Raw genomic sequence first — 25926 nt, forward strand, 5'->3', positions numbered from 1 at the left:
GGAGGCTCCCATGTCATCTCCGTCCGTCACCCTGTCCGCACTCGGTTTCGCCTGGCCGGACGGCACCCCCGTGTTCGACGGTCTCGACGTCGTGCTCGGCCCCGGGCACGTCGGCCTGGTCGGTACGAACGGCGCGGGCAAATCGACCCTGCTGCGCCTGATCGCGGGCGCGCTGCACCCGCTTCGTGGTTCCGTCACGGTGCCCGGCCGCATCGGGTATCTGCGCCAGGATCTCGGGCTGGCCACCGGCCTCCGGGTGGATCAGGTCCTCGGGATCGCCGACGTCCGAAAGGCGCTGCACCGCATCGAATCCGGCGCGGGCGACGAATCCGACTTCGAGATCGTCGGCACCGCCTGGGATATCGAGGAGCGGGCCGTCGCCCTGCTGGGGCGTCTCGGATTGCACTATCTCGCAAACGATGTCATCCAGCTCGACCGGCGCCTGGACACGCTGTCCGGCGGCGAGACCGTGCTGCTGGGCCTGGTGGCCGAGTTGCTGCGCGAGCCCGACGTGCTGCTGCTCGACGAACCCACCAACAACCTGGATCAGCTTGCGCGCGAACGGCTCTACGAGGTCGTCGGCCAGTTCACCGGCACCGTCGTGACCGTCAGCCACGATCGGGAACTGCTGGACCGGGTCGGCACCGTCGCCGAACTGCGCGACGGGGCGATCCGGTTGTTCGGCGGCAATCTCACCGACTACCTGCGGATCGTCGACGCCGAGCAGGAGGCCGCCCGCGCGGCGGTCCGCGATGCTCGCGGCGATGTGCGCAGGCAGGCGCGGGAATTGGCGGAGGCGCGCGTCAAACTCGATCGCCGGCAACGCTACGGCCGCAAGATGGCCGAGCAGAAGCGGGAACCGAAAATCGTGATGGGAGCGCGCAAGCGGGCCGCCCAGGTGTCGGCGGGCAAGCTGCGCAACAACCACCTGGGCAAGCTGGAGGATGCCCGCGACGGTCTCACCGAGGCGCAGGAGAAGGTCCGCGACGACCGGGAGATCCGGATCGACCTGCCCGGCACCCGGTTACATCCGGGCCAGGACGTGATCGACCTGGAGCAGGTGCGGCTGGTCAACGGTCCGGTGGTCACCCTGCGGATCTCCGGCCCGGAGCGCATCGCCCTGACCGGCCGCAACGGCGTGGGTAAAACCACACTGCTGCAACAGATCCGCGCGACCGGGCCGAAGGTGCCGTGGCGGCTGCTGCCGCAGCGCCTGGACATCTTCGACGAGCGGCGCTCGGTGTTCGAGAACGTGGCGGCCGCCGCGCCGCACGCCGAGGCGGAACGGATCCGGGCCCAGCTGGCCCGATTCCTGTTCCGCGGCAACGACGCCGACGTGCCGGCGGGTGTCCTGTCCGGCGGCGAACGGCTGCGGGCGGCGCTGGCCGTGCTGCTGCTCGCGGAGCCGGCGCCGAAACTGCTGCTGCTGGACGAGCCGACCAACAACCTCGACCTGCCCAGCCTGAGTCACCTCACCGAGGCGCTCGCGAGTTTCGAGGGCGCGCTGGTGGTGGTGAGTCACGACCGGCACTTCCTCGACGACATCGGGGTCACCCGCCGCCTGGTGCTGACGGCGGACGGGCTCACCGAAACCTGATGTCCGAGTTCAGTTCCCGGCCGGGTGCGGCTGAGCGAAGACGTCGGCGACCCAGTCGGCGACGAAATCGCGCACGTACGGCAGGTGGTCCAGCCCGATGTGCTCGGCGCCGCCCTCCGCCGCGGTGAAGATCCGCAGCTCCCGCTTCGGGCTGTGCACCGCCTGCTCGTAGGAGCGGTGCGCGTACTCGAGCGGGATCTGCCGGTCGTTCTCGCCGTGGCAGATCAGGAACGGGACGGTGATCCGCTCGACCACCCCGTCGAGATGGACACCGTCGGCGTAGGCGATGAACTCGTCGAGATCGTCGTAGCCCCACACCCACAGCACGTGCTCCCAGTAGTGCGGCACGGGCCGCTCACCCTCCCGCTCGAGGCGGCGGCGCTGCACGGCTCCCCAGTTGTGGTTGGCGCCCCAGGCCACGACCAGCGCGAGCCGCTTCTCGAAGGCCGCCGCCCGCGGGGCGTAGTAGCCGCCGAGCGACCATCCGGCCAGGCCGATCCGCGCGGTGTCGACGTCCGCGCGGGTCTCCAGGTAGTCCACGCAGGCGGCCGCGAACACCTCGGTCTCGATGCGGGCGGTCAGCCCGCCGAGGCGCAGGGCCTCCCCGGTGCCGGGTGTGTCGACCATCAGGGTCGAGATGCCGCGCGCGGCCAGTTCGGTATGGGCGTGCGACGCGTAGATGTGCTCCTTCGTGGAGTCCAGGCCGTTCCAGATGATCAGCACCGGGGCCGGTCCGTGGTCGGCGGCGGGCGCGCGGTGGAAGTAGGCCGGCAACGTGGTGCCCTCGAACGGGATCTCGACCCGGGTGGTGCGCGGGTCGACGAGGTCGAAGGCCTTCTGCTGCAACTCCAGCACCCGCCGATAGGTGTCGAGCCGGTCCGGCGCCGACGCGCTCTGCATGCGCTCGGCCTGGCAGAGATAGTTGGTGGCGCGGGCGTACAGCGTGCCGGCGGTGCGCCGATGGCCCGCCTTCTCCGCCGTCTCGGCCTCCGCGACCAGGGTGTCGGTCAGTGCGGTCCAGGCCGAGAGGAAATCGGCGGTGCCGGCGTCCTCGCCGCGGGTGGCGGCGTCGCGGATGGGCCGGCAGGCCCGGTCGACCTCGTCGATCAGACCGCCGGAGTTGAGCGTGGCGACCACGCTCAGGTTCCAGACGTAGTTGCCGGGAAAGTATTCGAACATCGGTACTCCTGATTCGGGAGAGGAAAACGGTTGGGGGAGTGGCGCTCTCACCACGCCCCGGGCAGCACGGCCGACCAGCCGCCGTCGGCGACGAGATTGGCGCCCGTCACATAGGAGGCGTCGCCGCCGAGCAGGAACAGGGCGCAGCGGGCGATCTCCTCGGGCGCGCCGACACGGCCCAGCGGGATGTGTGCGGCGATGTCGCGCATCGGATGGCCCTCGGCGAGCAGGTCGTGCTCGGTCGCCGGGGTGCGGATCATCCCGGGACTGACACAGTTGACCCGGATCCCGTGCGGGGCGCCCTCGGCCGCGAGCTGTTTCGTCATCGCGACGACGCCGCCCTTGGACGCGGTGTGCGCGATGCGGTGATTGGTCATGGAGCCGGTGATGCCGGCGGTGGAGCCGACCAGCAGCACCGCGCCGCCGCCCCGCGAGATCAGGTGCGGCCAGGCGTGTTTCGTGACCAGGAAGACGATGTCGAGCTCGTTGCGCAGCGTGAAGGACCAGTCGTCGTAGCCGGTCTCGGTCAGCGGGGCGAACCGGGTCGCGCCCGCGTTGTTGTAGAGGATGTCGATGCCGCCGTGCGCCGCGGCCGCCTCGTCCACCCATCGCCGCACCCCGGGCTCGTCGCCGAGATCCAGCGGATGCGTGCTGGTCATCCGGCCACCGGCGGCCCATACCAGGTCCACCGTCTCGGCCGCGCCGGTGGCGTCGACATCGGTGCCGACGACGGTGGCGCCCTCGGCCGCGAACAGCAGCGCGGCCGCGCGGCCCTGTCCACCGGCGGTCCCGGTGATCAGGGCCACCTTGCCGGTCAGCCGCCCGGTCACGACACCACCCGCAGGGCGTCGCCGATGGATTTCACGCCGCCGTGCGCGGTCAGCCCGCCGTCGACGGCGATCTCGGCGCCGGTGACGAACGTGGCGTCGTCGCTGAGCAGGAACACCACCAGAGGTGCCACCTCGTCGACGGAACCGGTTCGGCCCAAGGGTGTTTCGGCGATGTTCGCGGCCCGGAACGCCGGCGGCGCCGAGGCGGTCATCGGTGTCTCGATGTAGCCGGGATGTACCGTGTTGACCCGGATGCCGCGCGCACCCAGGTCGACGCACGCGGCCTTGGCGAGCCCGCGCAGCGCCCACTTGCTCGCGGTGTACGCGACCGGATAGTGGCCGGTGAGTGCCGCGGAGGACCCGACGATCACGATCGAAGCGCCGGCCGGCATCAGCGGCAGCGCGGCCCGGATCGCCTGTAGCGTGCCGCCGACGTTGACCCGATGGACCCGGTCGAGATCGGCCGGGTCGAGATCGGCGAGCCGTGCCCGGTGGGTGATCCCGGCATTGGCGACCAGCCCGTCCACCCGGCCGTATCGATCCGTCAGGTCCGCGGCCAGCGTGCGCCAGCCCTCGGCGTCGGTGACGTCGAGTTGCCGATAGTCGATGTGCGGCAACGGTTCCTGGGGAGCGACGGCGAGATCGACGGCCACGACCGTGGCGCCCTCGCGCTGCGCGAGCCGGGCCTCGGCGGCGCCCTGGCCGCGGCCGGCGCCGGTCACCATCACCACCTTGCCGGTCAGCCGCCCGGACGGCGGGCCGCCGGGAGATCGCGTTCTGGGATTGTCGGACATCGGACCGTTCCTTCCGGGATGGCATCGGGTGGCCGGAAAGCACCGGCGCACAAGTGGTTCCGGCTACACCGGCGGGGCCACGAACAGCCCGCGGTCCGGGTCGTTGAACGACCGGGAAGCGACGAATTCGTTCATCTCGTTCGCGGTGCCCCACTGGTCGGACACCTCCGGCCGGGAGAAGTCGTACAGGTGCGGGTGCCAGCTGTCCTCATCGATCAGCTCCAGCTCGGTGGTGTATTCGACGGTGTTGCCGTGCGGATCGAGGAAGTAGCTGAATGTGTTGTTACCGGCCAGATGCCGTCCGGGGCCCCAGATCTTCTCCACCCCGCCGCGCAGCATCCGGCCGGTGCCGCGCAGGTACTCATCGATCCCGCGCAGCTCGAACGAGGCGTGGTGCAGCGAGGCGTGCGGGCCGCGCGCGATCGCGAGGCTGTGGTGCCAGCGGTTGATCCGCAGGAAGTACATCATTTCCCCCATGCGGGGATGCATCAGGATGTCCGACAGCCGGAAGCCGAGATGCCGTTCGTAGAACGCCCGGGTCTGTTCCGGCGCGGCCGAATTGATCACCACGTGCGACAGCCGCACCGGAATCGACTCGCCCGCTTCGATTCTGCGATGAGCGCGGACCGCCACGTCGGCACTGACCTCGACGGTGCGGCCCTCGTTGTCGAAGAAACGGAAACCGTAACCGCCGCCCGGGGTGTCGAGCGTGCCGGGCTCGCTGACGAGCCGGACATCGTCGGCCGCCAGCCGGGTGGCCAGGGCGTCCACATCGGCGGGGGTGGCCGCGCCGAAGGCGATCAGGTCGATCCGTTTGTCCTCGGCCCGGCGCAGCCGGATCACGTACTGCTCCGGTGAGCCCTCGGCGGCCAGGAAGGCCAGCCCGCTGTCGGTGTGTTCGGTGGTGAGACCCCAAGTGCCGGTGAAGAATTCCTGTTGCCGGGCCAGGTCGGGCACGGCCAGGTCCAGGTGGCGCAGATGGGTGATCGGACGATCGGTCATGATGGTCTTCCTTCGGAGGATCAGGACGGGTGGGCGACCAGGGCGGCGACGCCGCCCATCAGGCCGGGCACGTCGCCGGGTTCGTGGTCGAGCAGCCAGCGGCCGAGTTGGTTGGAGGCGTCCACCACCGCCTTGGCGCGGACGTAGCGGCGGGCGGTGTAGGCGGACCACAGCCGTTCGTCGAGGACATCGGCGTGCAGCAGCAGTTCGGCGAGCACGGCGGCGTCCTCCAGCGCCTGCGCCGCGCCCTGGGCGAGGGTCGGCGGGCAGGAGTGGGCGGCGTCGCCGACCAGTGCGACCCGGCCGCGATGCCACGGCGGCGCGAGCACGTGGGTCTCGAATCTGGTGTAGTGCACCCGATCCGGATCGTCGAGCGTCTCACGGATGTCGTCCCACGGACCGTGGTAGGCGGCCGCCAGCTCGCGCATCGTGTCCAGCCGCTGCGCGGCGGTCAGTCCGCTGCGGTCGCGCACGGGCTCGACGATGTACGCGTACAGCGAGTTCTCGCCGGTCGGGCAGTAGCCGGCGATGTAGGAGGGCCCGCCGTAGAACAGGTCGGTGCGGGTCACCGACGCCGGTCGCGGCCCGAAGGCGCGCCAGATGGCCATCCCGGTCTCCCCGGTCTCCAGGTCGATACCGATCTGCCGCCGGGTCGCCGAACGGATGCCGTCGGCGCCGATCACCAGCTCGTAGCGGCCGGTGGCGCCGCTGTCGAAGGTGACGTCGACACCGTCGCCGTCCTGGGCGAGCGCGGTCGTCGTGGTGCCGAAGCGGACGGTGACCCCGGCCCGCGCGGCGCGCTCGTGCAGAATCGCGGCCAGCGCGGGCCGCGGCATCCCCACGGTGGCGGGCAGTTCCGGTCCGCCGGTCCGCAGGTCGGGCAGTTCCACCAGCAGGGTGCCGGCCGGATCCGGGGCGCGCAGGCCCAGGCTGTCGAACGAATATCCCTCGGCGGCAACCTGTTCCCACACACCGAGGCGGCGTAGTTCACGCAAAGCGTTGCCCTGCAAGGTGATCCCGGATCCGATGGCGGAGATGTCGAGCTTGGCCTCGACGAGATCGACCGCGATGCCGCCGTCGGCGAGCGCGATCGCGGCCGCTGTCCCGGCGATGCCGCCGCCGACGACCAGGACGTTGTGCACGGCTGTCACTGGGGACTCCCTTGTCCGATGAAGCGATGAGACGTGGAACACTCTTCCGGAGGCAGAACCATCAGGGAAGCTGAAATCGTTTATGCACGACATCTGTCTCATGGATATGCTGTGGCGTGTGAACCTGACCCGTCTGGACCTGAATCTGCTGGTGGCGCTGGACGCGCTGCTGGAGCAGCGCAGCGTCACCCGCGCCGCCGACCAGATGGGCCTGAGTCAGCCCGCGGTCTCCGCGCAGCTGGCCCGGCTGCGCCGGCACTTCCGCGACGATCTGCTCACCCGGGTCGGCAACCAGTACCGGCTCACGCCGCTGGCGGTGCAGCTCAAGGATCGGGTGCGGGTGGTGCTGTCCGGGGTCGAGCGGGTGTTCGCGGCCGAGCCGGATTTCGATCCGGCGTCGGCCACGCGCGAATTCTCGCTGGTGGTCAGCGATTACAGCGTCGCGGTGCTGGGCGCCGCGATCAGCGAGCTGTTCGCCGCGGAGGCGCCGGGCTGCCGGCTGCGGTTGTCGGCGAACACCCCGCGGATGATCGACAGCATCGATCAGGTGCTCGTCACGACCGATCTGCTGCTGATGCCGCACGGTTTCCTCGACAACCTGTCGTATCAGGACCTGTACCGCGACGAATGGGTCTGCCTGGTCGCGTCCGGCAACGACGAGGTCGGCGCCGAACTGACCGTCCGGCAGCTGGAGACCATGCCGTGGGTCGCCACCTACTACAGCCCCACCGCCTCCACGCCCGCGGCCCGGCAGATGCGGATGCTCGGCATCCAGCCGCACGTGCAGGTGGTCACCGAGAACTTCCTCACCGTGCCGGGCCTGGTCGCGGGCTCGAAACGGGTGGCGTTGTATCAGCGCCTGCTGGCCGACCGGGTCCCCGCGGAACTGGGGGTCCGCGCGCTGCCGTGCCCGTTCGCCGCCGGTCCGCTGCTGGAGGCCATGTGGTGGCATCCGATCCACGACGACGACCCCGAGCACCGTTATCTGCGCGATCTGGTCACCCGCGCCGTGACGAGCCTCGGCCTGCCGGCCGGCGGGGCGTGAGAAGGCCGCGCCCGCGGCCTATTTCACCGCGGCCTATTTCACCGCCACCGGATTGACCGGGGAGCCGACGGCGCCGGTGATCGGCAACGGCGCGGCGGTGAGCCAGAATTCGTAGCGGCCGTCGGCGGCGCAATCGGCCGCCAGTGCGTCCAGGTCCCACATCTCGCCGATGAGCAGGCCGATGTGCGGGATCGCCACCTGGTGCAGGGGCTGGAAGGCGTCGTCGAATTCGTTGGGGCGCACCTCGAATCCCCACGTGTCGGTCGCGATCGCCGCGATCTCGCTGTCGCGCAACCACTGTGCGGTGGTGAACGACAACCCGGGCGCCGCCCCGCCGGCGTACTCGCCCCAGCCCTCGCGCCGGACCCGGGTCAGCTGACCGGTCCGTACGGTGACGATGTCGCCGCGGCCGACGGTCACCCCGTGCGCCGCGGCGGTGGTGAGCAGATGGTCGGTGGTCACGGCGAAACCGTCCGGCAGTTCCCCGTTCTCGCCGATCACCGCGCCGACGTCGAGCAGGACGCCGCGGCCGGCCACGTGCGGGGCCATGTGCTCGATACCGGTCACCAGATCGCCGTCGGAGGTGACCGTCTTCGCGGCGTCGCGGCCGTTGTAGGCGCGGCCGTGGTCGAAGATGTGGCCCAGCCCGTCCCATTGCGTCGAGCACTGCAACGGCATCGCGATCACGTCGTCGGCGCCGCCGATACCGTGCGGGAATCCCTGATTGCCCGCGGCGGCATCGGTTCCGGTGTCGAGCATGGTGTGCACCGGATTGGTGCGCCGCCGCCAGCCCTTCTGCGGGCCGTTCATGTCGAACGACTGCGACAGGGAGAAGCTCACGCCGCGCTGGATGAGAGTCGCTGCGGCACGGCGGGTTTCGGGGGTCAGGTGGTTGAGGGTGCCGAGCACGTCGGCGGCGCCCCAGCGGTCCCAGTTGGAACAGAGTCGCGCGGCGCGGGCGATGCTGCCCTCGGGGTCGGTGCGGTCGATCGAGACGGTCATGACGAACTTCCGGGAGTAGGGAGGCGGTCGGCCCTCACGGCCGCCGCCACGGGCTGATCTCGTGCGCCGGCGGCCCCGCGACGATCCGGTTGCGCGTCTCCCCGAGGATGTCCACGGTGGTGACCACCTCGTCGCCCGGCTGGAGGGGAGCGTGGAAGCCGTCGCCGTGCCGCCCCCACATCTCGGCCAGGCAGCCGCCCTGACAGGTGCCCGAGCCGAGCAGGTCACCGGGCCGGATCCAGGTGGCGCGGGAGGCGTAGGCGGCCAGCGCCTCGAAGCTCCACGCCATGTTGTGCAGCGAATCCTCGCCCAGCACAACGCCGTTCACCGACACTCGCATACGCAGGTCGTAGGACGGCCCGGACCGGCGGGGCTCGAGTTCGTCCGCGGTGACGAACAGCGAGCCGAGCGCGGTCGCGGTGTCCTTGCCCTTGGCCGGGCCCAATCGCAGTCGCATCTCGTGGAATTGGACATCGCGCGCCGAATAGTCGTTCAGGATCACGAATCCCGCGATGTGCGCGGCGGCCTCCTCGACGCTCAGATCCCGGCCCGCGCGGCCCACGACGGCGGCGACCTCGAGTTCGTAGTCGAACCGGCGGCAGTGCGGCGGGATCGGCACGTCGTCGTACGGGCCGGTCACCGCATAGGGATTGGAGAAGTAGAAGGTGGGGATCTCCCAGAACTCCGGGGGGATGCCGGCCGCGGGATCGGTATTGCGCACGATGCCCGCGGTGTGCTCCGGAAAGGTCGAGAAGTCCCGGATCGTGGGCGGTTGCAGGGGCGCCAGCAAACGAGCGGCATCCGGTTCGGTGACCGTGCGGCGGGTCCGCAGCGCCTGATCGGCCAGTGTCGTGAGCCGGCCGTCGTGGGCCAGTAATTCGGGCAGGTCCGCGGTGGTGGGCAGATCCACCAGCGCGCCGGCGTCGTCCAGTACGGCGAGCCGGGGACCCTCGGCGGTCGAACGCCGGGCAAACCTCATGGCGACCTCCTTGTCGGTTCTCGGCTCGATGCTAGGGAGGCGCCGGTCACAGCGGAAGTCGATATCCGTGCTAGTTGGTATAAATCTCGTCGATACCTGTCACGTTTCCGCTCCGGCGAGCGTCTCATGGGCGATCCGCCGATACGAGAACGAGGAGCAGCGCATGCCGTCCACCCTGGAGACGACGAACAAGGAACTCTTCGCCCGCTTCCACCGGGCCGTCAACACCGGTGATCCGGACGTGATCACCGCGGCGATCGACGAACTCGTCGATCCCGACGTGGAACTGCACACCTCGCTACCGGTTCCCGAACCGGGTGTGCGCGCGTTCCACTACGTCTGGACCCTGCTGTTGCGGGCATATCCGGACATCCAGGTCCACATTCAGGACCTGATCGCCGAGGACGACAAGGTCGTCGCCCGGTCGGTGGTCACCGGTACCCATCGCGGCGAATACCTCGGCCAGGCGCCGACCGGCCGCACGGTCACCTACAACGAGATCTTCATCGCCCGCATCGCCGACGGCCGGATCGTCGAGACCTGGGGCGTCGTCGACGTCCTCGCCCAGTTGCGGCAACTCGGCGCGATCACGCTGTAGTCGCGGGGGAGCGTCCGGAGCGATTCGGCGGCTCCCCTTGCGCCACGAATAGTAAGCGCGCATACTATTTCCATGACGCAGATCGCCGAAGCCACCGCAGTCTCGACCGCCGCACCCGCGGCCTTCTTCGCCACCTGGGCCGACATGGCCGCCTGGCCGGAATGGAACGCCGACACCGAATGGGTCCGGCTCGACGGGCCGTTCGTGGCGGGCGCCACCGGCACCCTCAAACCCGCGGGCGGGCCGAAGGTGTCGTTCGTGGTCGCCACGCTGACCGATACCGAGTTCGTGGACGTCTCCAGGCTGCCGGGCGCGCGGCTCACCTTCGCGCACCGAGTCGAGGTGACCGGCGCGGGCACCGAGGTGTCGGTGACGATCTCGATGACCGGTCCGCTGCGCCGGCTCTGGGCGAAGGTGATGGGCGCCGGCCTGGCGGCGAGCGTCGGCCGCGACCTCGAGGCGCTCGTGCGCACCGCCGAAAGCCGTTTCGCCGCAAGCCCGGCACGGGCTTGATCGGTCCCGCGCAGACAGGAGATTTCCCATGACCCGCTATTGGCTGGCCGTCGTTTCCCGCGACCATGTCCGCCGCGCCGTGGAACTCGGTATCGCACAGGCGAATCACGGTAAGCGCGCGGCGGTCGAGCGGATGGCCGCCGGTGACGGCCTGGTGTTCTACTCGCCACGAACCGGTATGCGTGCGGGAGCGCAGATCCGCGCGTTCACCGCGCTGGGCACGATCGGCGAGGCCGAGCCGTGGCAGGCCGACGACCAGGGCGGCGGCTTCCGGCCCTGGCGCCGATCGGTCACGTATCATGATGCGGCACAGGAGGTCCCGATCGACGAGCTCCGTGCCGAACTGGAGCTGACCGCCGTGCCGAACTGGGGAATGATCCTGCGCCGCGGCCTGATCGAGCTCGGCGAGCACGACTTCGCCGTGGTCGAGCGGGCCATGGTGGGCGAATGACGGATCCGGGCGGTCTGCGAACCGAATTCGACAGCGCCGACGACAGTCCGGGCCTGCTGCTGTGGCAGGTGACCAATCGCTGGCAGGCGGCGCAGCGCGCGGCGCTCGCGCCGTTCGGGCTCACGCACGTGCAGTTCGTGCTGCTCGCCTCCCTCACCTACCTGACCGCGGCCGCCGGCGCCGACCACGTCCAGCAGCGCGACCTCGCCGAGTACGCCGCCACCGACCCCATGATGACCTCGCAGGTCCTGCGCGCCCTCGAACAGAAGGGCCTGATCGAGCGCCGCGACCATCCCGCCGACCGCCGCGCCAAATCGCTGGTCCCGACCGAAAGTGGTGTGGCCCTGGCGAATCGGGCGATTGTCGCCGTGGAGTCCTGCGACCGCGACTTCTTCGCCCCACTCGGCGGCCGCACCCGCGAATTCGCCGCCGCCCTGCTCCGGCTGCGCGACCGCGGCCCCGGGACGAATCCGGGCGGCGCGTAGCCCAGCCGGTATCGGCCGCCGCGCGGCCCGATTCCGATCGCGATACTCGGTGCGTGAGATGTCATTTATCGTTCACCGGCCGCGTCCCGGCGCGTCAGAAACGACGCCTACGTTCCGGGCTCATGCGTGCTGTTGCGATCGACCGGCTCGGCACCCGGGTTGTGGTCGAGGGACTGCGGCGCACGTACGGTGACGGCAGCGGGTTGCTGCCCACCGACCTGGTGATCGAGCCGGGGGAGTTCCTCTCCGTCCTGGGGCCGTCCGGCTGCGGTAAGTCCACGTTGCTGCGGCTGCTGGCGGGGCTGGATCGGCCACAGCGGGGGCGCATCCGGTTCGGGGACAGGGTCGTGTGCGATGTCGAGCGAGCAGTGTTCACACCGCCGCGGGAGCGCGGGCTCGGCATGGTGTTCCAGGATCTGGCGCTCTGGCCGCATCTCAGCGTGGCCGCCAACGTCGGCTTCCCGTTGCGGGTCGCGGGAGTGCCGTGGGCGGAGCTGGCGACCCGGGTCGCCGAGGTGCTGCGGCGCGTGGATCTCGATGCCGCGGCGGAGAAGATGCCGCATCAGCTCTCCGGCGGTCAGCAGCAGCGCGTCGCGATCGCCCGCGCGCTCGTGGCGCGGCCGAGTCTGTTGTTGCTCGACGAGCCGCTGTCCGCCCTGGACGCCGCCCTGCGTGAGCAGTTGCTCGGCGAAATTCGCTCGCTGGCAACCGAATCCGGTGTCACCACGGTGTTCGTCACGCACGACCGCGCCGAGGCGATGAGCGTGTCGGACCGGATCGTGGTGATGCGGGCCGGCCACATCCGGCAGCACGGCAGCCCGGAACAGCTCTATCACGACCCGGCGGACGCGTTCGTCGCCGAATTCGTCGGCACCTTCAATCCGCTGCCCGCCGGCGGCGGTGTGCGGGCCGAACGGGTCCGGCTGATCGACGACGACACCGGCCCTGCCGCCGATGAAGTGACACTCGACGCGATCGTGCGCGCCGCGGTGTTCACCGGCGGGACCTACCGGCTGCGGTGCGAGGTCGACGGGGCGCCGCGGCCCTGGGTCGTTCCGCATCCGCGCGCGCCGGATCCCGGCACCGAGGTCCGGCTCGCACTGCGCACCGCCGACGTCATCACCCTCGCCTCCTGAGCCGCGGTCGCGCCGCCCTTCGAAAGGAATTCCCGATGTCCCTGTCCCGCCGTGCCTTTGCCGCGGCCGTGCTCACCTCGGCGCTCGTCGCCGCGGGCTGCGGCTCGGCCGACGACGCCACCCCGGCCGCGAAGCCCGCCGCCACTTGGACCGCACCCGCCGGGCTGACCGGTGCGCTGACCCTCTACTCGGCGAATCCGCAGGAGCTCACCGACGATCTGGTGGCGGCGTTCAGCCGGGCATCGGGGGTGAAGGTCGACGTGTTCGCGGGCGAGACCGGCAAGGTCACCGCGAAACTCGATGCGGAGTGGGCGAATCCGAAAGCCGACGTGGTGTACCTGGCGTCCTGGTCCCCGGCCGCCAAGTACGCCGCCGACGGCCGCACCCTCGCCTACCGTCCGCAGGACGCGGCGCAGGTGCGCGCCGGGTGGGCCGGGAAGGACGACGCCTTCACCGGCCGCGACGGCTCGGCGCTGACCATCGTGGTGAACACGAAAGTCGCACCGGGACAACCCGGGGACTGGTCCGACCTCACCGCCCCCGAGTACCGGGGCAAGGTGATCATGCCGGACCCGCGCGAATCCGGCACCGCGCGCGACCTGATCGCCGCGATGACCGCCGCCTGGGGCAAGGACAAGACCTGGGACCTGTTCGACCGGCTGTTCGCCAACGGCATGGTGGTGCACGGCGCCAACGGCCCCGCCCTCGACGACGTCACCGCGGGTTCACACGCGGTCGTGCTGGGCGGCGTCGACTACTCCGCCTACGCCGCGATCGACAAGGGCGAACCGCTGCGGGTGATCGCCCCGGCCTCGGGTACCACGATCACACCCCGGCCGGCCTTCATCGTCAAGAGCACGAAGAATCCGGCCGCCGCGAAGGCCCTGGTGGACTTCATGTTCTCGGCACAGGGTCAGCAGATCTCCGCCGGCCGCAAGATGATTCCCGGCCGCACCGACGTCCCCACCGCCACCGGAACCCGCGCCTTCGGCGACATCGAGCAGCTGAACTTCACCTGGGATCAGGTCCGGATGACCGGCTCGGCCGTACTCGACGAGTTCACCGAGCGGTACCTGGCCACATCGTGAGGCCGGAATCCGGCCACGCCGGACCTGGTTCGCGAACCCGGTCCGGCGCAGGGGTTCTCGTGCTGTCGGCAGTGCTGGTGGTGGCCGTCGCGGCGCCGCTGGCGGCGGTGCTGATCCGCGCGGTCACCGGATTCGACGGCAGCCCTTCGGCGCTGGGCGAACTGACCCGGCCGGCGAATCTGCGCATCGTCGGCAACACGGTCCTGCTGAGCGTGCTGGTGGTGGCCGTGGCCACCGTAATGGCCGCGCCGCTGGCCTTCTGCATGTCCTGGACCTCGATGCGGCGGCATCGCTGGATCGATATCGCCGTGATGGTGCCGTTCCTCACCCCGCCGTACGTGGCCGCGATGGCCTGGCTGGATGTCACCCGCGTCAACGGTCCGGCCGAGCAGTGGTTCGGGCCGGCCGGAAGGGCGGGGCGTGCGGTGGTGGAGACGCCGTTCGGCATGGCGGTGATCATGGCGTGCGAGGTCTTCACCTTCCTGTATCTGTTGCTGCGCAACCGGCTCGACGCCGTGCCCGCCTCCCTCGACGAGATGGCCGCGGTCGCCGGGGCTTCGGCGTGGCAGCGGTTCCGGCTGGTGCTCGTCCCGTTGCTCGGCCCCACCTACACGCTCGGCGCACTCATCGTGTTCATCCGCGCCGCAGGCGAATTCGGCACCCCGGTGACCCTCGGCAATCGGATCGGCTTCCCGGTGCTGGTATCGCAGATCTACGCGAACGTCACCATCGATCCACTGAATTTCCCACGCGCGGCGGCCTTTTCGACCGTCCTGCTGGCACTGGGCACCACGGTCTGGGGACTCCAGCAGTGGGTGGGCCGCCGCGAGGTGCCCTCCGGCGGCCGGGTGGCGCGCCGGGTGAGCGTCGCCGCGGGCCGGTGGGCCGCGGCCGGCTGGTGCTGGGTCGGGATGGTGCTGCTGGTCTCGGTGGTGGTGCCGTGCCTGTCGGTCGTGCTGGGCGCGATGACGGTGCTGCGCTCGAAGCCGCCCGCGCCGGACAACCTCACCTTCGACTACTTCGCCCGGGTGCTGCGGCCAGGCCGCGGCCTGGCGGCCCTGCAGAACAGCGTCGTGCTGGCGCTGATCGCGGCCACGCTGGCCACGGTGCTGGCGGTCGCGTGCACGATCGCGGTCGCACGGCGCGGGAGCACCGCGGCCGTGCGGCGCGGGATCGATCTGCTCGGCGTCGCGCCGGACACCGTGCCGTCCATCGTGCTGGTGATCGGCTTCATCTTCTTCTGGAACGCGCCGTGGCTGCCGGTCACCCCGTACGGCACCCGGGCCATGGTGGTGCTCGCCTATGTGGTGATCACGCTGCCGATGGTGCTGCAGAACGTGAAGGCGGCCCGCGCCGCCGTCGACGACAAGTTGTGGGAGGCCGCCGCGGTCGCCGGCGCGACCGGCCGGCAGACGTTGTGGCGCATCACGATTCCGTTGCTGCTGCCGGGGCTGGTGGCCGGCTGGCTGCTGGCCTTCCTGCTCGGTGTGCGTGAGGTGGTGGCGTCCTCGATGGTGCGGCCCGCCGCGTTGCCCCTGTTGTCGCCGTGGATCCTCGGCCAATTCGACTCGGGTCACCGCGCCGAGGCGATGGCCATGACCGTGATCGGGATCCTCGGCTCCACCCTCATCCTCGTCGTTCTCGAATGGTGGCGAAACCGCATGAGCGAGAAGCGGATCCGATGATCAAGCTGGCACACGTCGCCGACGTGCACCTGGGTGCGCGGCTGCGCGCGATCCCCGACTATCCCGGTTGCCCGCCCATCGATCCGGTGGGGGACGCCTACGCGGCCTTCGAGGTACTACGGCAGCGCCTGCTCACCGGCGGCTACGACGGCGTGCTGATCGCCGGTGACCTGTTCGATCGGCACGAGCCCACCCCGCGCGCCCTGGCGGCCGCGGCGGCCGCGCTGGCCGACCTGCACGAGGCGGGCATCCCGGTGGCGCTCGCCTGGGGTAACCACGACGCCGAATCGCCGCTGCCCCGGCAACTCCGGTTACCGCCGAGCTGCTGGGTCGCACCGGCCGGCGAGGCCGGCACCCGGCACTGGCCCGATCAGGGCATCGCCCTGCACGCCCGCTCCGTCGACGTGCCCGACGAACTGCGCGACCTCGCCGCCGACTATCCGAAGCCGGAGGCGGGCTGGACCAACATCGGCATGCTGCACACCAGCCTCGGCGGCGAGCGCAGCCGCCGCGTGTGCGCCCCCACCACCGTGCCCACCCTCGCGGACCGCCGCTACGACTACTGGGCCCTGGGGCATGTGCACGAGCGCCTGGTGATCAATCCGGACCCGATGGTGGCCTTCGCCGGAAATCCGCATCCGGCAAGGAAATTCGAGCGCGGCCCGCGCGGCTTCCTCGAACTGCGCTGTGCGGACGAGACGGTCACCGCGCACCCCGTGGACACCTCCCCGATCGTGCGCGAAATCCTCACCGCCGAAACGGAATCCGACATCCATCGCCGGTTCGCGGAGTACCCGGCGGCGGGCCGGACGATCCTGTGGGCACTGTCGGGCCCGCCGGATCTGCTGGCTCCCGCGCGCGAGGCCGCCCGCGAGCACGCCGGATTCGCGGTGACGGGCAAGGGATCCGCGGCGTCACACGGTGAATCCGACTGAGGTCGACGCGCCGCGGTCGGGGTCACGGCCGCCACGACGCCCGGCGGCGAAGCGAGCAGGCCACCGGCAGCCGGGGTCGACGCGCCCGGTTCATTCGCGGGCGGTTGCACGACCGAGGCGCCGGTGTCCCGCCTCCAGAATACGCTGCCACCAGCAGAAACCGCTTCAGCTGGTGCGATCGGCGACGAAAGCCGCCTTGCCGAGCCGCACGGTGCCGTCCGCGTACACCTCGATTCCGGTCACCGAGGTGGAGTGCGCGGTGAGATTGCGCACCCGGTAGGTGTAGATGTACGGGTTCGCCCGCTGCACCAGCCGCACCGCCTGCTCGTACAGCGCGCCGCGGCGGGCCGGGCTGGTGGTGTGCGCGGCCCAGAACAGCACCTCGTCCAGGGCGGGGGAGCTGTATCCGGCGTAGTTGCCGCTGGATCCGGTGGTGAGGAAGCGGGAGATGTTGCCGTCCGGGTCGAGTCGCCCCGACCACCCCAGCAACAGCGCCTCGTAGGTGCCGCGCTTCTGCGCCTCGAGCATCGCCGGATACTCCGAGGGCACGATGCGCAGCTCGAAACCGCCACGGGCGAGCTGGTCCCGCAGCGCCTGCGCGTACTGCAGCTGATCGGAGATGTTCATCACCTGGATCGTGACCGGATAGGGGGTCTGCACGCCCGCCTCGGCGAGCAGCCGCCGCGCGCGATCCGGATCGAACTCCGGGCAATCGGTATCGGCCGCGGTCGCGTACGAGGTGCGTGGCGCGATCGGGGTGCAGGCGGGCTCGTACCAGCCCTTGAACACCTGATCCACCAGCGCCTTCCGGTCGATGCTCAGCGAGAGGGCCTGCCGGACACGGGGATCGATGGCCAACGGGGTCTCGATCGGCTTCGCCGGTTTGCCGGCGCCGTCCACGTTGCCGATGTTGAGGTAGAAGCCCTGGAAGCCGAACGAACCCGAGACCAGCAGGTGCAGCCCGGGATCGGTGCTCAGCGCGCCGACGTCCTGCGGGGACATGGTGTCGGCCACCTGGATGTCACCGGCCCGCAGCGCCGCCGCGCGGGCCTTCGGATCGGTCATGATCCGGTACACGATCCGATCGAAATGCACGTTCTGCGCGTCGTAGTAGAGCGGATCGCGTTCGACCACGATCGTCTGTTGCGGGATGCGCTCGACGAATTTGAACGGGCCCACGCAGACCGGATTGTCACCGAAGTCCTTGCCCTCCTCGCGGAGTGCGGTCGGCGACATGATCATTCCGGCCCGGTCGGCCAGGGCGGCGGTGATCGGCGCGAACGGGGTGCTGAACTTGAGCACCACCTGAGCCGAACCTTCCGTCTCGATCCCGGTGATCGGGCCCATCTCGCCGGTGCGCTGGGAGCCTTCCAGTGTGAGGTGCCGTTGCAGACTGGTCCGGACCGCGGCGGCGTTGAAGCTGGTGCCGTCGGCGAATTCGACCCCGGTGCGCAGCGGGATGGTGACCGTCAGGCCGTCGTCGGAGAAACGCGGCAGGTCCGTCGCCAGCTGCGGCACCAGATTGCCGGAAGAGTCGTTGTCGTAGAGCTTCTCGCAGACCGTGCTCATCACGGAGCGCATGTACAGCGAACTGGAGGTGGTCGGATCGAGCCGGTCCGGTTCGTTGGACAGGCCCATCACCAGATCGCCGCCGAGCCGGACCTTCCGGTCACCCACCGGGGTGCCGTAGTCGTCGGCGTGCGAGGTGTTCGGCACCGGCGGCTGGGCCGACGAACAGGAGGCCAGCCCCAGCGCCACGGCCGCCGCGGCGATCGCCCGCAGCGGCCGGCGGATGTCAGAGCGCCCGAACAAGATTGCGGATCCTCTCGATGGCGGAGACGGACAGTTCCGCCGACTCGCGGACGGCCAGATAGCCGGCGACGGCCAGATCGCTCACGATCACCTTCGCCAGGCCGAGCGGAACATGCAGTGCGGCACCGATTTCGGCGATCGACATCGGTTCCTGGCAGAGCTGGACGACCGTGCGCTGCTCCAGCTGCAGCGGCGCCGACAGGGCCGACGGCGGTGCCTGCACGATCGTTTCGATCCGCAGGCCGTCGATCACCGGGGTGGTACGCCCGCCGGTGACGACGAAGGGACGGACGAATTCGTTGTCGTCGTGGTCCTCGTCGGCGTCCTGGCGATCGCGGTCGAACCATCCTGGATTGTCGTCGGTGGTCACCGGTACTCCTCTGCGGTGGTCACGAACGCGGCGGCCGGGCCGGATCGTCTGCGAACGTGGGTGCGCCGTAGGGGTCCGGTACCGGCGCGGTGCCCGCGGCGGCGCCGCGCTGGTGGCCGGCCCGGAAGGAGGACAACAGATCCCGCGTCTCCTCGGGGGCCCAGCGCTGCGTGACCGGCCCGGGATCCGGGCGCACGGTGAAGCCGGTGTCCGGCCGGGACCGGTGTTCCGCTCCCGTGACGGCCTCGCCGGTCCGCTTGGTGCGCTTGACCAATCCGTTCCGGGTGGTGGGCGGCGCGGCGCCCGGCGCCTGCGGTTCCGGAATCCGGCGCGGGGCGGGGTCGGCCACCGCCTCGACCACGGGCGCCGTGGCGATGCCGCGGCCCGCCGACAGCGCGCCGCGAATCTCGGTGTCCGAGCCCCAGGACGGCTGCATCACCGTGCCCGGCGCCAGCGCCTGGACGGTCGCGTACTCCTGATCCTGTTGCGCGACGAGCACGGCCGGCGGCAGGGTGAGCCGCGCGACTACGCCACTGACCGGTGAGGTGGTCAGCTCGACGGTGATGCCCAGGCGCTGCGCCAGCCGGCCGACCACGTAATGCCCGAGATAGCGCGTGGGTGCGACCACGAAGTCCTGCTCGCCACGGAGTTTGGCGTTCGACTGCGCGAGTTGTTCGGTGGTCATGCCGATTCCGTGATCGACGACCGCGACCAGATAGCCGCCCTGCGGCGTCGGCCGGGCGTAGATCTCGACCTCGAGATCCGGGGGTGAGAAGGCGAGCCCGTTCTCGATCAATTCGGCGAGCATGTGCGACAGTTCGCTGGCGACCGCGCCCGTGATCAGCACGTCCTCGACCCGGCGCAGCACCACCCGCCGGTAGTCGTCCACCTCCGACATGCCGGCGCGGATCACGTCGATCAGGCTGATCGGCCGGGTGAGCCGGCGCGGGCTGCTCTCGCCGACGAGCACCAGCAGGCTCTCGGCGTTGCGGCGCATGCGGGTGGCGAGGTGGTCGAGCTCGAACAGATTGGACAGCGCCTTGGGATCCAGTTCCTCGCGCTCGAATTCGCTGATCAGCGCGAGCTGGCGGCGGACCAGGTTCTGGTTGCGGCGGGCCAGGTTGCCCATCGACTCGATCGTGTTGCGCCGCAACAGCGCCTGCTGCGAGGCGAGTTCGAATGCGGTGTGCTGCACGCGATCCAGCGCGCCGGCGACCGCGGCGATCTCGGCGCTGGACCCGGCGGGGGTCCGCACCGGTTCCGGCGGGTCCGGCGGGCTGTCCACGGCCCGCGACCATTCCTCGATGACGTTCGGCAACCGGCGCGACGCGACCTCGTCGGCCTCCCCGGCCAGCTTGGCCAGCGGCCGGACCAGCGCGCGGACGGACGCGAACACCAGCGCGATCATGGCGGCGATCGCGATCGCCGCACCGGCGAGGAAGATGATCAGGTTGGTCTCCGCGGCCGCGCGCAGATCGTCCGCGCGGGTACGGATGTCGCCGCCGACGGCCTTCTGCACCGCGCGCTGCGCGTCGATCACGGCCGTGGTGTGCGTCCACCACGCCGCCGGATCGACCGGCCGCACCAGCGGGCCGTCCGACGCCAGCGCGGCGCTCTCGGACTGATCGCTCGCGGCGGCGTCGTCACCGCGCATCACCGCGTCCAGATCGGCCTGCCGGTCCTTCGCCGCGTACCGCGAGAAGGCTTGCAGCGACTCCTGTTTGGCGGCCCGAATCTCCAGGAACTGGCCGTACTCGCCGCCCGAGAAGCGCCCGGCGACGAAAACGCCGTTGAGGAAGCCGCGTTCGCGGTCGAACTGGTCCTTGATCGCGCCCAGTGCGTAGAACGCCTGCAGTCCGCGTTGCAGCCGAGGGTCGTTGGCCTGATCGAGGCCGAGCGTGAGGTGGTTCAGCGCGCCGACCGCGTCGTTGTAGAACTGCAGCGCAACGGGTCTGCTGATGCGCCGGGTGTCGATCTGGGTGCGGGTGCTGCCCAGCATGTTCAGCTGGCCGAGCGCGGACCGGACCTGATCGGCGCCCGGCGCGTCCGAGTCGACCCCGCCCCGCACCGCGGCGAGGGTGGCATCGACGTTGCGGCGCTGGACCGCCAGCGGCTGTTGCAGCCCGGCGTCGCCACCGAGCAGGCCGTTACTGAGCCCGAGTTCGCGCTGGATCTGGTCGGTCAGGTCCTGGACGTTCAACGCCAGCGCCACCGCCCGGCGGGTGGCGTCGGCCTCCCGGTAGTCCGAGTACGCGCGTTGCACCGTGATCGCCACCAGCACCAGCACCAGGACCAGGGCGAACACCAGGATGCGGGACAACTGACCCCCGATGGTCCGGGGACGCAGGATCAGGCTCGCCGCGACGCGCGGCAATCTCCGCCGGGTGGCGTTCGGTGCTGATTCCGAATCTGATTCGACCGCGGGCTTTACCTGCCGTAGGCGCACTACCTGCCACTCCTCCGAACGGCCGTGGCCAGCGGCAGCGCACGGAATTCTGCGAGAAACATCCCATACGCCCTCATCTGCGTCAACCCGGGAACGGCCACAGCACAAGGGATGTCAAGCCGCCCGGACAGCCGCCAGCAACTCGTCGACGGACCACTGGTCGTCGGCGTGGACGCCGTGTTTCGCGGCCGTTACCCGCCCGTCGGGCGCGATCAGGAAGTCCGCCGGCAGCCCGAGCCGGCCGCCCTCCGGTCGCAGCGACGGCATCGGCGCGCCGCTGCGCCGCGCCTCGCGCAGGGTGCGAGCGACGCCGAGCACGATCGCCGGCCAGCTGCGGGGATCGAGCAGGGCGCGCGGGCCGGATTCGACACCGAACTCCCGATACAGCCGCCGGTGCGGATCGGCGACGAGATCCAGCGGCACCTCCGCCGCGTGTTTGCGCAATTCGTCCGCGCTGGAATGGAATACGACCACCTCGCGGACGCCGGCGGCGGCGATCTCGGCGCGCCGGGTGACGATCGATCGCAGGTGCAGGTGACAGACCGGGCAACCGGCGAAGCGGCGGAACTGGAGGTGGATCAGGCGGTCGGCGTCGGGGACGGGCACCTCGGTCCCGGTGACGGTGGTCAGCGTCCGGGTGGGCACGGTGGACAACAGCGGCATGTCGACTCCTCGGCTCGTTGTAGGCGTACGAAGTACTCCTACAACGAGTATGCGCGTATCTTGTACGCTGTCAATCCGTGCCCCGCCCCCGCTCGCTGACCACCGACGATCTGGCCGCGGCCGCGCTCGCGGTGATCGATCGCGACGGGCTGCCGGCGCTGACGATGCGGGCCGTGGCGAGCGAACTGCGGATGGCGACCATGGCGCTCTACCGGTACGTCTCCGACCGGGAACAATTGGAACGACTGGTCGTCCACCGGATCCTGACGCCGGTGGATGTCACGCCGCCGCCGATCCCGGACTGGCGGGAACGGGCGCTGGTGCTGCTCGACCGCGTGCGGGCCGAGGTGTCGGCGCATCCCGAGGCGGTGCCGCTGGTGCTGCGGTATCGGCAGTCGTCGGCGGCGGTGCTGCGGTGGATCGAGGCGATGCTGTCGGTGCTGACCGAGGCCGGATTCACCGGCCGGGAACGGGTGATCGCGCAGCGCACGATCGTCGGATATCTGCTCGGCTTCCTGCAGAACGAGCATTACGCCTCGATCGGCGGCGCCGGCACGGCCGCGCTGGCAGAGCTTCCGGCGGGGGAGTTCCCGCTGCTGGCGCAGACCGCGGCGACGGCCCGGACGCTGTCGGCCGACGAGGAGTTCCGCGGCGGCGCCGAGGTCGTGCTGCGCGGGCTCGGGGATCCGGGCCGGTGAGAGCCGCGGTGCGGCTTACAGATCCGGCTCGCGGAAGTAGTGGCACCGCCACTCGGCCACCGTCCCGTCCGGACCCACCCGCATGAAGTCGGAACCGTTGCGGGTGCTGCCGTCCGGGTTGTGGCAGGTGTAGACGATCACGAGAGTGTCGGTGCCGGAATAGGATCCGTCCACCGTGTAACGGATGCCGGGCGCGTGTTCGAGGGCGTAGCGCACGTAGTCGCGCAGCGGGCCGGCGCCTTCGAGGGTCAGCCGGGCGGGGTCGCCGAGGAGCTTCGGCACGAACGGTGAGCTGAACAGCACATCCGTGGCGAAGGGGGACATGATCGTGTCGAGATCGCCGGAGTTCCAGCCCTCGTCCCAGTGCCACAACAACTTCTGCACGGTCTGTTCATCCAGCACGCCTCGACGGTAGGCCCGTCGGTGCCGTGCGGCAAGACCCGAACGGCCGGCCCGCCCTCGGAGGGGCGGGCCGGCCGCTGGAGCGAGAACGGGACAGGTCCCCGACGCCGATGGAATCAAGATCTGTCGCCTATGGTGGCAACTTCGCTTCATCTGGTACGAAGGTGACGAACCATCGGGCTCGGGGTAGTTCCCGTATCGCGCTCTATTCAATATCCGATTCGGTTGCCGCGCAACCGATTTATCCGCCGGATCGGGCCGCGAGCGGCTCGCGGTCGGCGAACAACGAGGCGTACACCAGCCGGTCGTGCTCGGCGACGAACTGCCCGGCGAGGCCGTCACCGGTCACCGTGTGCAGGCGCAGGTCGAGGTAGCGCTCCTCCTCGGCCGTCCGCGCCCCGGACGCGCTCGGCAGGGCCGTCAGCAGTCGCTCGCGATACTCGGCCCGCTCGCGGTCGAGCTCCGTCCGCAGACCCGCGAGGTCGGTGACCGCGAACGGCTCCGGCTCGGCCGGCCGCGGCTCGGCCCGCCAGGCGGCGACGCCGTAGGCGAAACACACCAGCGGCATCCACAGTTCCGCGAAATACTCCGGATCCGGGGCGATTTCGAGCCCGGCGAACTCGTCGCCGACGAAGAACAGCGCACCCAGCTGCTCCGGCAGCAACTCGAGCCGGCTGCGGAACTGGGTCAGCACCGCCCGCCGGCGGCTGATGATCTGCTCCAGATGACCACGTGCGGCGAGCCCGTAGTCGCGGTTGAGCGCGCTGATGTCCTCCCACAACTTCGAGTAGCCCTCCTGGCCGCGCAACCGCAGCGCCGCGGCCCGCAACTCCCAGGGCAGCACGAAGAACCACTGGTCGCGGCCCTCCAGGTAGCCGCCCTGGGCCGCCTGCACGCAGCAGGCGTCCGGGAAGCGGCGAGTCTGTCCGGCGGCCAGCAACGCCGCCGAGCAGAGCGCGTGGTTCTGCGCACCCTCCTGGATGTAGCCGATGTGCAGCGGGACGATCGCGACTCCGGCGGACGCGCCGTTGTGCAGTTCGACCGAGCCGTAGCCGACGACCTGGTGCAGCTTCAGCCCGGACCGCGGCGGCACGATGCCGGGCCGCCGCGGTCCGTGGATCGGCAGCACGGTCAGCGCGCCCGCCCGCTGGGGCGCGCCGATCCGGTAGCCGGTGAGGTCGGGGCCGGTGGGTACCAGCGCGGTCAGTGTGGTCGTGAGGGTCACGGCAGAACTCCTTCCGGCCGTCGGTCGAGGCGGTGCCGCACGGCGGCGTGGATCCAGTCCCGGCCGTCCGCGCAGTGGGCGAACAGCCGGGGCAGCAGCCCCGCGAAGTCGTCCTGGTGCCAGAAGTCCAGGCAGGGCAGCGCCGGGGCCGGGTTACGCAGGGACATCTCGTCGCGGCCGGTGAACATGCTGCGGCACAACACGATCGGGGTATCGATCCCGATGCGCGGCAGCGTGGCCACCACCCGCCCCAGATCGCCGGACAGCCGATTCTCGTAACCGTCGGTGACGAGCACGACGAGTTCGGGCCCGGTCGCCAGGGCGTCGAGCAGTCCGCCGGCCAGATCGGTCGGCCCCTGCTGCTCGCCCACCTCGACGACGGTGAGCCGCGGGCAGATCTCGGCGAGCACCAGCCGCAGCGCCGCCGCCTGTGACAGCAGCGCCCACTCGCGATCGCCGTACCCGCGCAGCGACTCGGACGTATCAGCGACCAGCGCAACACTTCCCGGCATCAGCGGCAGCCCACGGGTGACCTCGGCGAGATACCGGCCCAGGGCCGGCCGCAGCTCCGCCTCCGGCCCGCCGCGATACAGGTGCACCAGCGTCGCCGCGATGTCACCCCGATTGGTCGCGGTGATCACCGGCTCCCGCTCGCGCTCCGGATCCAGCGGCGCGGCACCCGTCCGCGGCGCCGCCACCCCGGGTACGCCCGGCCCGTACAGCGCGGTGACCCGCGCCCGGGCCCGCTCCGGATCGGCGCTGAACCGCAACAGGTTTCGGCGCAGATACCCGGAATCGGTGTCGCCCTCGGCGATCCGCCGCGCACAGCCGCGCGCGGTGGCCCGGCCGAGCGCATGCTCGAAGCAGTCGACCAGGGTCGGCCGCCGCGCGTCGATCAGCGTCGGCGCCTGCGGATGGTCGAGCACGAACATGAGCACGGCCCGCGTGACGTGCTTGTGGTTGCCCGCAACCGGCGCAGCGCCAGCAGCACGGTGAGCACCGTGGCCGGTGGCAGATCGAAAAGCAGTGCGCGAGTGGCCTTCTCGAGGGTGCTCCGGTCGGTGATCCCCGCCCAGGACGCCGACAGCGCCTGCAACAGGGCCCGCGCCCGCTGCTCCGGCCGGACGCCGGGCACGAGCGCCGACAGCAGATACCCCTCGGGATCCGCGGCCCAGGCCGCGCGATGGAACTCCGCGTCGTCCCACGACACCGCGCCGCCCCGCGGCAGGCCCAGGGGCGCCGCGTGGGTGTGCAGGTGGTGCAGCAACTCGACGGTACGCATTCCGGAAGTGTAGGAACCGGTTACCCGTCCGGTCCACTGATTTTACTGCCGCCCAGCGACTTTCGATGACGTCAGCCGACGGTGGGCCAGTCCCAGCCCAACTGCAGGAACATCCCCAGCCGATCGCTGACCGCCCGGATCTCGGTGATCACCCCGTCCGCCACGGTGAGGATCCAGATCTGCTCCACATCGCAGTCGCGCCCCGTGGGCGCCGGCATGCGGGGATGGCTGCCGATGTGCTTGCCCACCACCCGCAATCGCGCGACCACCCGGTCGCCCTCGCCGATCAGATCCTGGACCAGCATCCCGCTGTCTCGCGCGTCCGTCGGCCCGAACGCGGCGAGTTGCCGCCGGAACCCGTCGACGGCGGCGCCCGGCTCGTCGGCCTCTCCGAAGATGACCTTGTTGTGGTCGACGATCCGCGGGGACAGATACCCGACCCACTGCTCCGACCCGTCGGCGACGCCGCGGTTCAGGGTCTCGAAGAACGCTTCGACGGTGGCCTTGTTCTCGATGACGGTGCCCATGCGCTGCCTCTTCCCCTCTATCTCTTACGAC

General features: G+C 70.6%; 27 protein-coding genes. 11 read left to right on the forward strand and 16 right to left on the reverse strand.

Translation table 11 applies throughout. The features are described 5' to 3' along the window. The first annotated feature begins 10 nt into the window (after positions 1 to 10). Positions 11 to 1597 carry an ABC-F family ATP-binding cassette domain-containing protein gene (locus NRB56_RS19675; protein WP_153344240.1) on the forward strand — a complete coding sequence of 529 codons (1587 nt, stop codon included), beginning with the start codon at positions 11 to 13 and terminating at the stop codon, positions 1595 to 1597. 9 nt (positions 1598 to 1606) lie between these two features. Here the strand turns inward: NRB56_RS19675 and NRB56_RS19680 are convergent, their stop codons facing one another. The 5 genes from NRB56_RS19680 to NRB56_RS19700 form a co-directional block, all read right to left on the reverse strand. Next, complete coding sequence (locus NRB56_RS19680; protein WP_153344242.1) at positions 1607 to 2776, reverse strand: alpha/beta hydrolase family protein; 1170 nt, start codon at positions 2774 to 2776, stop codon at positions 1607 to 1609. Positions 2777 to 2823: 47 nt separating this feature from the next. After that, positions 2824 to 3606, reverse strand: coding sequence for an SDR family NAD(P)-dependent oxidoreductase (locus NRB56_RS19685; protein WP_319943233.1), 783 nt, complete (start codon positions 3604 to 3606; stop codon positions 2824 to 2826). Continuing rightward, positions 3603 to 4400, reverse strand: coding sequence for an SDR family NAD(P)-dependent oxidoreductase (locus NRB56_RS19690; RefSeq protein ID WP_153344244.1), 798 nt, complete (start codon positions 4398 to 4400; stop codon positions 3603 to 3605). Before NRB56_RS19690 ends, NRB56_RS19685 begins: the two co-directional genes overlap by 4 nt. 63 nt (positions 4401 to 4463) lie before the next feature. Further along, on the reverse strand, positions 4464 to 5402 hold the full coding sequence (locus NRB56_RS19695; protein ID WP_153344246.1) for a VOC family protein: 939 nt from the start codon (positions 5400 to 5402) through the stop codon (positions 4464 to 4466). A 20-nt stretch (positions 5403 to 5422) separates the two neighbouring features. Further along, entirely contained in the window at positions 5423 to 6553 is a 1131-nt protein-coding gene (locus tag NRB56_RS19700; RefSeq protein WP_319943234.1) for an FAD-dependent monooxygenase, read from the reverse strand. A gap of 118 nt (positions 6554 to 6671) precedes the next feature. Between NRB56_RS19700 and NRB56_RS19705 the strand changes: the two genes are divergently transcribed. Then, the gene (locus NRB56_RS19705; protein ID WP_319943235.1) at positions 6672 to 7598 is read left to right on the forward strand and encodes a LysR family transcriptional regulator; all 927 of its coding nucleotides are present in this window, start codon (positions 6672 to 6674) and stop codon (positions 7596 to 7598) included. A 33-nt stretch (positions 7599 to 7631) separates the two neighbouring features. On the opposite strand, the gene NRB56_RS19710 is transcribed toward NRB56_RS19705, so the two are convergent. Then, entirely contained in the window at positions 7632 to 8600 is a 969-nt protein-coding gene (locus NRB56_RS19710; RefSeq protein WP_153344252.1) for a cyclase family protein, read from the reverse strand. Between the two features lie 34 nt (positions 8601 to 8634). After that, positions 8635 to 9579: a fumarylacetoacetate hydrolase family protein gene (locus NRB56_RS19715; protein WP_153344254.1), complete on the reverse strand. Its 945-nt coding sequence runs from the start codon at positions 9577 to 9579 to the stop codon at positions 8635 to 8637. A 163-nt stretch (positions 9580 to 9742) separates the two neighbouring features. Between NRB56_RS19715 and NRB56_RS19720 the strand changes: the two genes are divergently transcribed. The 8 genes from NRB56_RS19720 to NRB56_RS19755 all read left to right on the forward strand — a co-directional run bounded on the left by NRB56_RS19720 (position 9743) and on the right by NRB56_RS19755 (position 16470). Then, positions 9743 to 10177 (forward strand): ester cyclase, encoded by a 435-nt coding sequence (locus NRB56_RS19720; RefSeq protein ID WP_153344256.1) that lies wholly within the window; start codon positions 9743 to 9745, stop codon positions 10175 to 10177. A 72-nt stretch (positions 10178 to 10249) separates the two neighbouring features. Continuing rightward, entirely contained in the window at positions 10250 to 10690 is a 441-nt protein-coding gene (locus tag NRB56_RS19725) for an SRPBCC family protein (RefSeq protein ID WP_153344257.1), read from the forward strand. 28 nt (positions 10691 to 10718) lie between these two features. Continuing rightward, positions 10719 to 11141: an EVE domain-containing protein gene (locus NRB56_RS19730; RefSeq protein ID WP_153344259.1), complete on the forward strand. Its 423-nt coding sequence runs from the start codon at positions 10719 to 10721 to the stop codon at positions 11139 to 11141. Beyond that, a complete protein-coding gene (locus tag NRB56_RS19735) occupies positions 11138 to 11626 on the forward strand; it encodes a MarR family winged helix-turn-helix transcriptional regulator (protein WP_153344261.1) in 489 nt (162 codons plus the stop codon). Before NRB56_RS19730 ends, NRB56_RS19735 begins: the two co-directional genes overlap by 4 nt. A gap of 122 nt (positions 11627 to 11748) precedes the next feature. Next, positions 11749 to 12762, forward strand: coding sequence for an ABC transporter ATP-binding protein (locus NRB56_RS19740; protein WP_153344263.1), 1014 nt, complete (start codon positions 11749 to 11751; stop codon positions 12760 to 12762). 35 nt (positions 12763 to 12797) lie between these two features. After that, positions 12798 to 13850: an extracellular solute-binding protein gene (locus NRB56_RS19745; RefSeq protein ID WP_153344265.1), complete on the forward strand. Its 1053-nt coding sequence runs from the start codon at positions 12798 to 12800 to the stop codon at positions 13848 to 13850. Positions 13851 to 13909: 59 nt separating this feature from the next. Then, positions 13910 to 15535, forward strand: a complete 1626-nt coding sequence (locus NRB56_RS19750; protein ID WP_319943236.1) for an ABC transporter permease — start codon at positions 13910 to 13912, stop codon at positions 15533 to 15535. Continuing rightward, the gene (locus NRB56_RS19755; protein ID WP_194290910.1) at positions 15532 to 16470 is read left to right on the forward strand and encodes a metallophosphoesterase family protein; all 939 of its coding nucleotides are present in this window, start codon (positions 15532 to 15534) and stop codon (positions 16468 to 16470) included. Before NRB56_RS19750 ends, NRB56_RS19755 begins: the two co-directional genes overlap by 4 nt. 165 nt (positions 16471 to 16635) lie before the next feature. On the opposite strand, the gene NRB56_RS19760 is transcribed toward NRB56_RS19755, so the two are convergent. The 4 genes from NRB56_RS19760 to NRB56_RS19775 all read right to left on the reverse strand — a co-directional run bounded on the left by NRB56_RS19760 (position 16636) and on the right by NRB56_RS19775 (position 21761). After that, positions 16636 to 18282: an ABC transporter substrate-binding protein gene (locus tag NRB56_RS19760; protein ID WP_227838018.1), complete on the reverse strand. Its 1647-nt coding sequence runs from the start codon at positions 18280 to 18282 to the stop codon at positions 16636 to 16638. Continuing rightward, complete coding sequence (locus tag NRB56_RS19765; RefSeq protein ID WP_319943237.1) at positions 18266 to 18652, reverse strand: DUF742 domain-containing protein; 387 nt, start codon at positions 18650 to 18652, stop codon at positions 18266 to 18268. Before NRB56_RS19765 ends, NRB56_RS19760 begins: the two co-directional genes overlap by 17 nt. Positions 18653 to 18671: 19 nt before the next feature. Beyond that, positions 18672 to 21026, reverse strand: a complete 2355-nt coding sequence (locus tag NRB56_RS19770; protein WP_153344269.1) for a sensor histidine kinase — start codon at positions 21024 to 21026, stop codon at positions 18672 to 18674. Positions 21027 to 21212: 186 nt separating this feature from the next. Further along, positions 21213 to 21761 carry a peroxiredoxin-like family protein gene (locus NRB56_RS19775; RefSeq protein ID WP_153344271.1) on the reverse strand — a complete coding sequence of 183 codons (549 nt, stop codon included), beginning with the start codon at positions 21759 to 21761 and terminating at the stop codon, positions 21213 to 21215. A 77-nt stretch (positions 21762 to 21838) separates the two neighbouring features. On the opposite strand from NRB56_RS19775, the gene NRB56_RS19780 reads away from it, so the two are divergent. Next, on the forward strand, positions 21839 to 22459 hold the full coding sequence (locus NRB56_RS19780; RefSeq protein ID WP_319943238.1) for a TetR/AcrR family transcriptional regulator C-terminal domain-containing protein: 621 nt from the start codon (positions 21839 to 21841) through the stop codon (positions 22457 to 22459). A 15-nt stretch (positions 22460 to 22474) separates the two neighbouring features. Here the strand turns inward: NRB56_RS19780 and NRB56_RS19785 are convergent, their stop codons facing one another. From NRB56_RS19785 to NRB56_RS19805, 5 genes are all read right to left on the reverse strand, one after another. Then, a complete protein-coding gene (locus NRB56_RS19785) occupies positions 22475 to 22861 on the reverse strand; it encodes a nuclear transport factor 2 family protein (protein WP_319943239.1) in 387 nt (128 codons plus the stop codon). Positions 22862 to 23102: 241 nt separating this feature from the next. Further along, positions 23103 to 24086: an ARPP-1 family domain-containing protein gene (locus NRB56_RS19790; protein ID WP_319943240.1), complete on the reverse strand. Its 984-nt coding sequence runs from the start codon at positions 24084 to 24086 to the stop codon at positions 23103 to 23105. Next, positions 24083 to 25018 carry a hypothetical protein gene (locus NRB56_RS19795; protein WP_153344273.1) on the reverse strand — a complete coding sequence of 312 codons (936 nt, stop codon included), beginning with the start codon at positions 25016 to 25018 and terminating at the stop codon, positions 24083 to 24085. The genes NRB56_RS19790 and NRB56_RS19795 overlap by 4 nt, the downstream gene beginning before the upstream one ends. Then, positions 24982 to 25368: a hypothetical protein gene (locus tag NRB56_RS19800; protein WP_153344275.1), complete on the reverse strand. Its 387-nt coding sequence runs from the start codon at positions 25366 to 25368 to the stop codon at positions 24982 to 24984. Before NRB56_RS19800 ends, NRB56_RS19795 begins: the two co-directional genes overlap by 37 nt. A 71-nt stretch (positions 25369 to 25439) precedes the next feature. After that, the gene (locus NRB56_RS19805) at positions 25440 to 25895 is read right to left on the reverse strand and encodes an ester cyclase (protein WP_153344277.1); all 456 of its coding nucleotides are present in this window, start codon (positions 25893 to 25895) and stop codon (positions 25440 to 25442) included. Positions 25896 to 25926 lie beyond the last annotated feature (31 nt).

This window comes from Nocardia aurantia, from assembly GCF_009604425.1.
GTDB lineage: Bacteria > Actinomycetota > Actinomycetes > Mycobacteriales > Mycobacteriaceae > Nocardia > Nocardia aurantia.

Coding starts and splice junctions, on each gene's coding strand:
- NRB56_RS19795 (WP_153344273.1), bottom strand. CDS start 25,018: ATGTTCGTGCTCGACCATCCGCAGGCGCCGACGCTGATCGACGCGCGG.
- NRB56_RS19745 (WP_153344265.1), top strand. CDS start 12,798: ATGTCCCTGTCCCGCCGTGCCTTTGCCGCGGCCGTGCTCACCTCGGCG.
- NRB56_RS19675 (WP_153344240.1), top strand. CDS start 11: ATGTCATCTCCGTCCGTCACCCTGTCCGCACTCGGTTTCGCCTGGCCG.
- NRB56_RS19720 (WP_153344256.1), top strand. CDS start 9,743: ATGCCGTCCACCCTGGAGACGACGAACAAGGAACTCTTCGCCCGCTTC.
- NRB56_RS19690 (WP_153344244.1), bottom strand. CDS start 4,400: ATGTCCGACAATCCCAGAACGCGATCTCCCGGCGGCCCGCCGTCCGGG.
- NRB56_RS19730 (WP_153344259.1), top strand. CDS start 10,719: ATGACCCGCTATTGGCTGGCCGTCGTTTCCCGCGACCATGTCCGCCGC.
- NRB56_RS19725 (WP_153344257.1), top strand. CDS start 10,250: ATGACGCAGATCGCCGAAGCCACCGCAGTCTCGACCGCCGCACCCGCG.
- NRB56_RS19695 (WP_153344246.1), bottom strand. CDS start 5,402: ATGACCGATCGTCCGATCACCCATCTGCGCCACCTGGACCTGGCCGTG.
- NRB56_RS19680 (WP_153344242.1), bottom strand. CDS start 2,776: ATGTTCGAATACTTTCCCGGCAACTACGTCTGGAACCTGAGCGTGGTC.
- NRB56_RS19740 (WP_153344263.1), top strand. CDS start 11,749: ATGCGTGCTGTTGCGATCGACCGGCTCGGCACCCGGGTTGTGGTCGAG.
- NRB56_RS19755 (WP_194290910.1), top strand. CDS start 15,532: ATGATCAAGCTGGCACACGTCGCCGACGTGCACCTGGGTGCGCGGCTG.
- NRB56_RS19800 (WP_153344275.1), bottom strand. CDS start 25,368: ATGCGTACCGTCGAGTTGCTGCACCACCTGCACACCCACGCGGCGCCC.
- NRB56_RS19775 (WP_153344271.1), bottom strand. CDS start 21,761: ATGCCGCTGTTGTCCACCGTGCCCACCCGGACGCTGACCACCGTCACC.
- NRB56_RS19805 (WP_153344277.1), bottom strand. CDS start 25,895: ATGGGCACCGTCATCGAGAACAAGGCCACCGTCGAAGCGTTCTTCGAG.
- NRB56_RS19715 (WP_153344254.1), bottom strand. CDS start 9,579: ATGAGGTTTGCCCGGCGTTCGACCGCCGAGGGTCCCCGGCTCGCCGTA.
- NRB56_RS19735 (WP_153344261.1), top strand. CDS start 11,138: ATGACGGATCCGGGCGGTCTGCGAACCGAATTCGACAGCGCCGACGAC.
- NRB56_RS19710 (WP_153344252.1), bottom strand. CDS start 8,600: ATGACCGTCTCGATCGACCGCACCGACCCCGAGGGCAGCATCGCCCGC.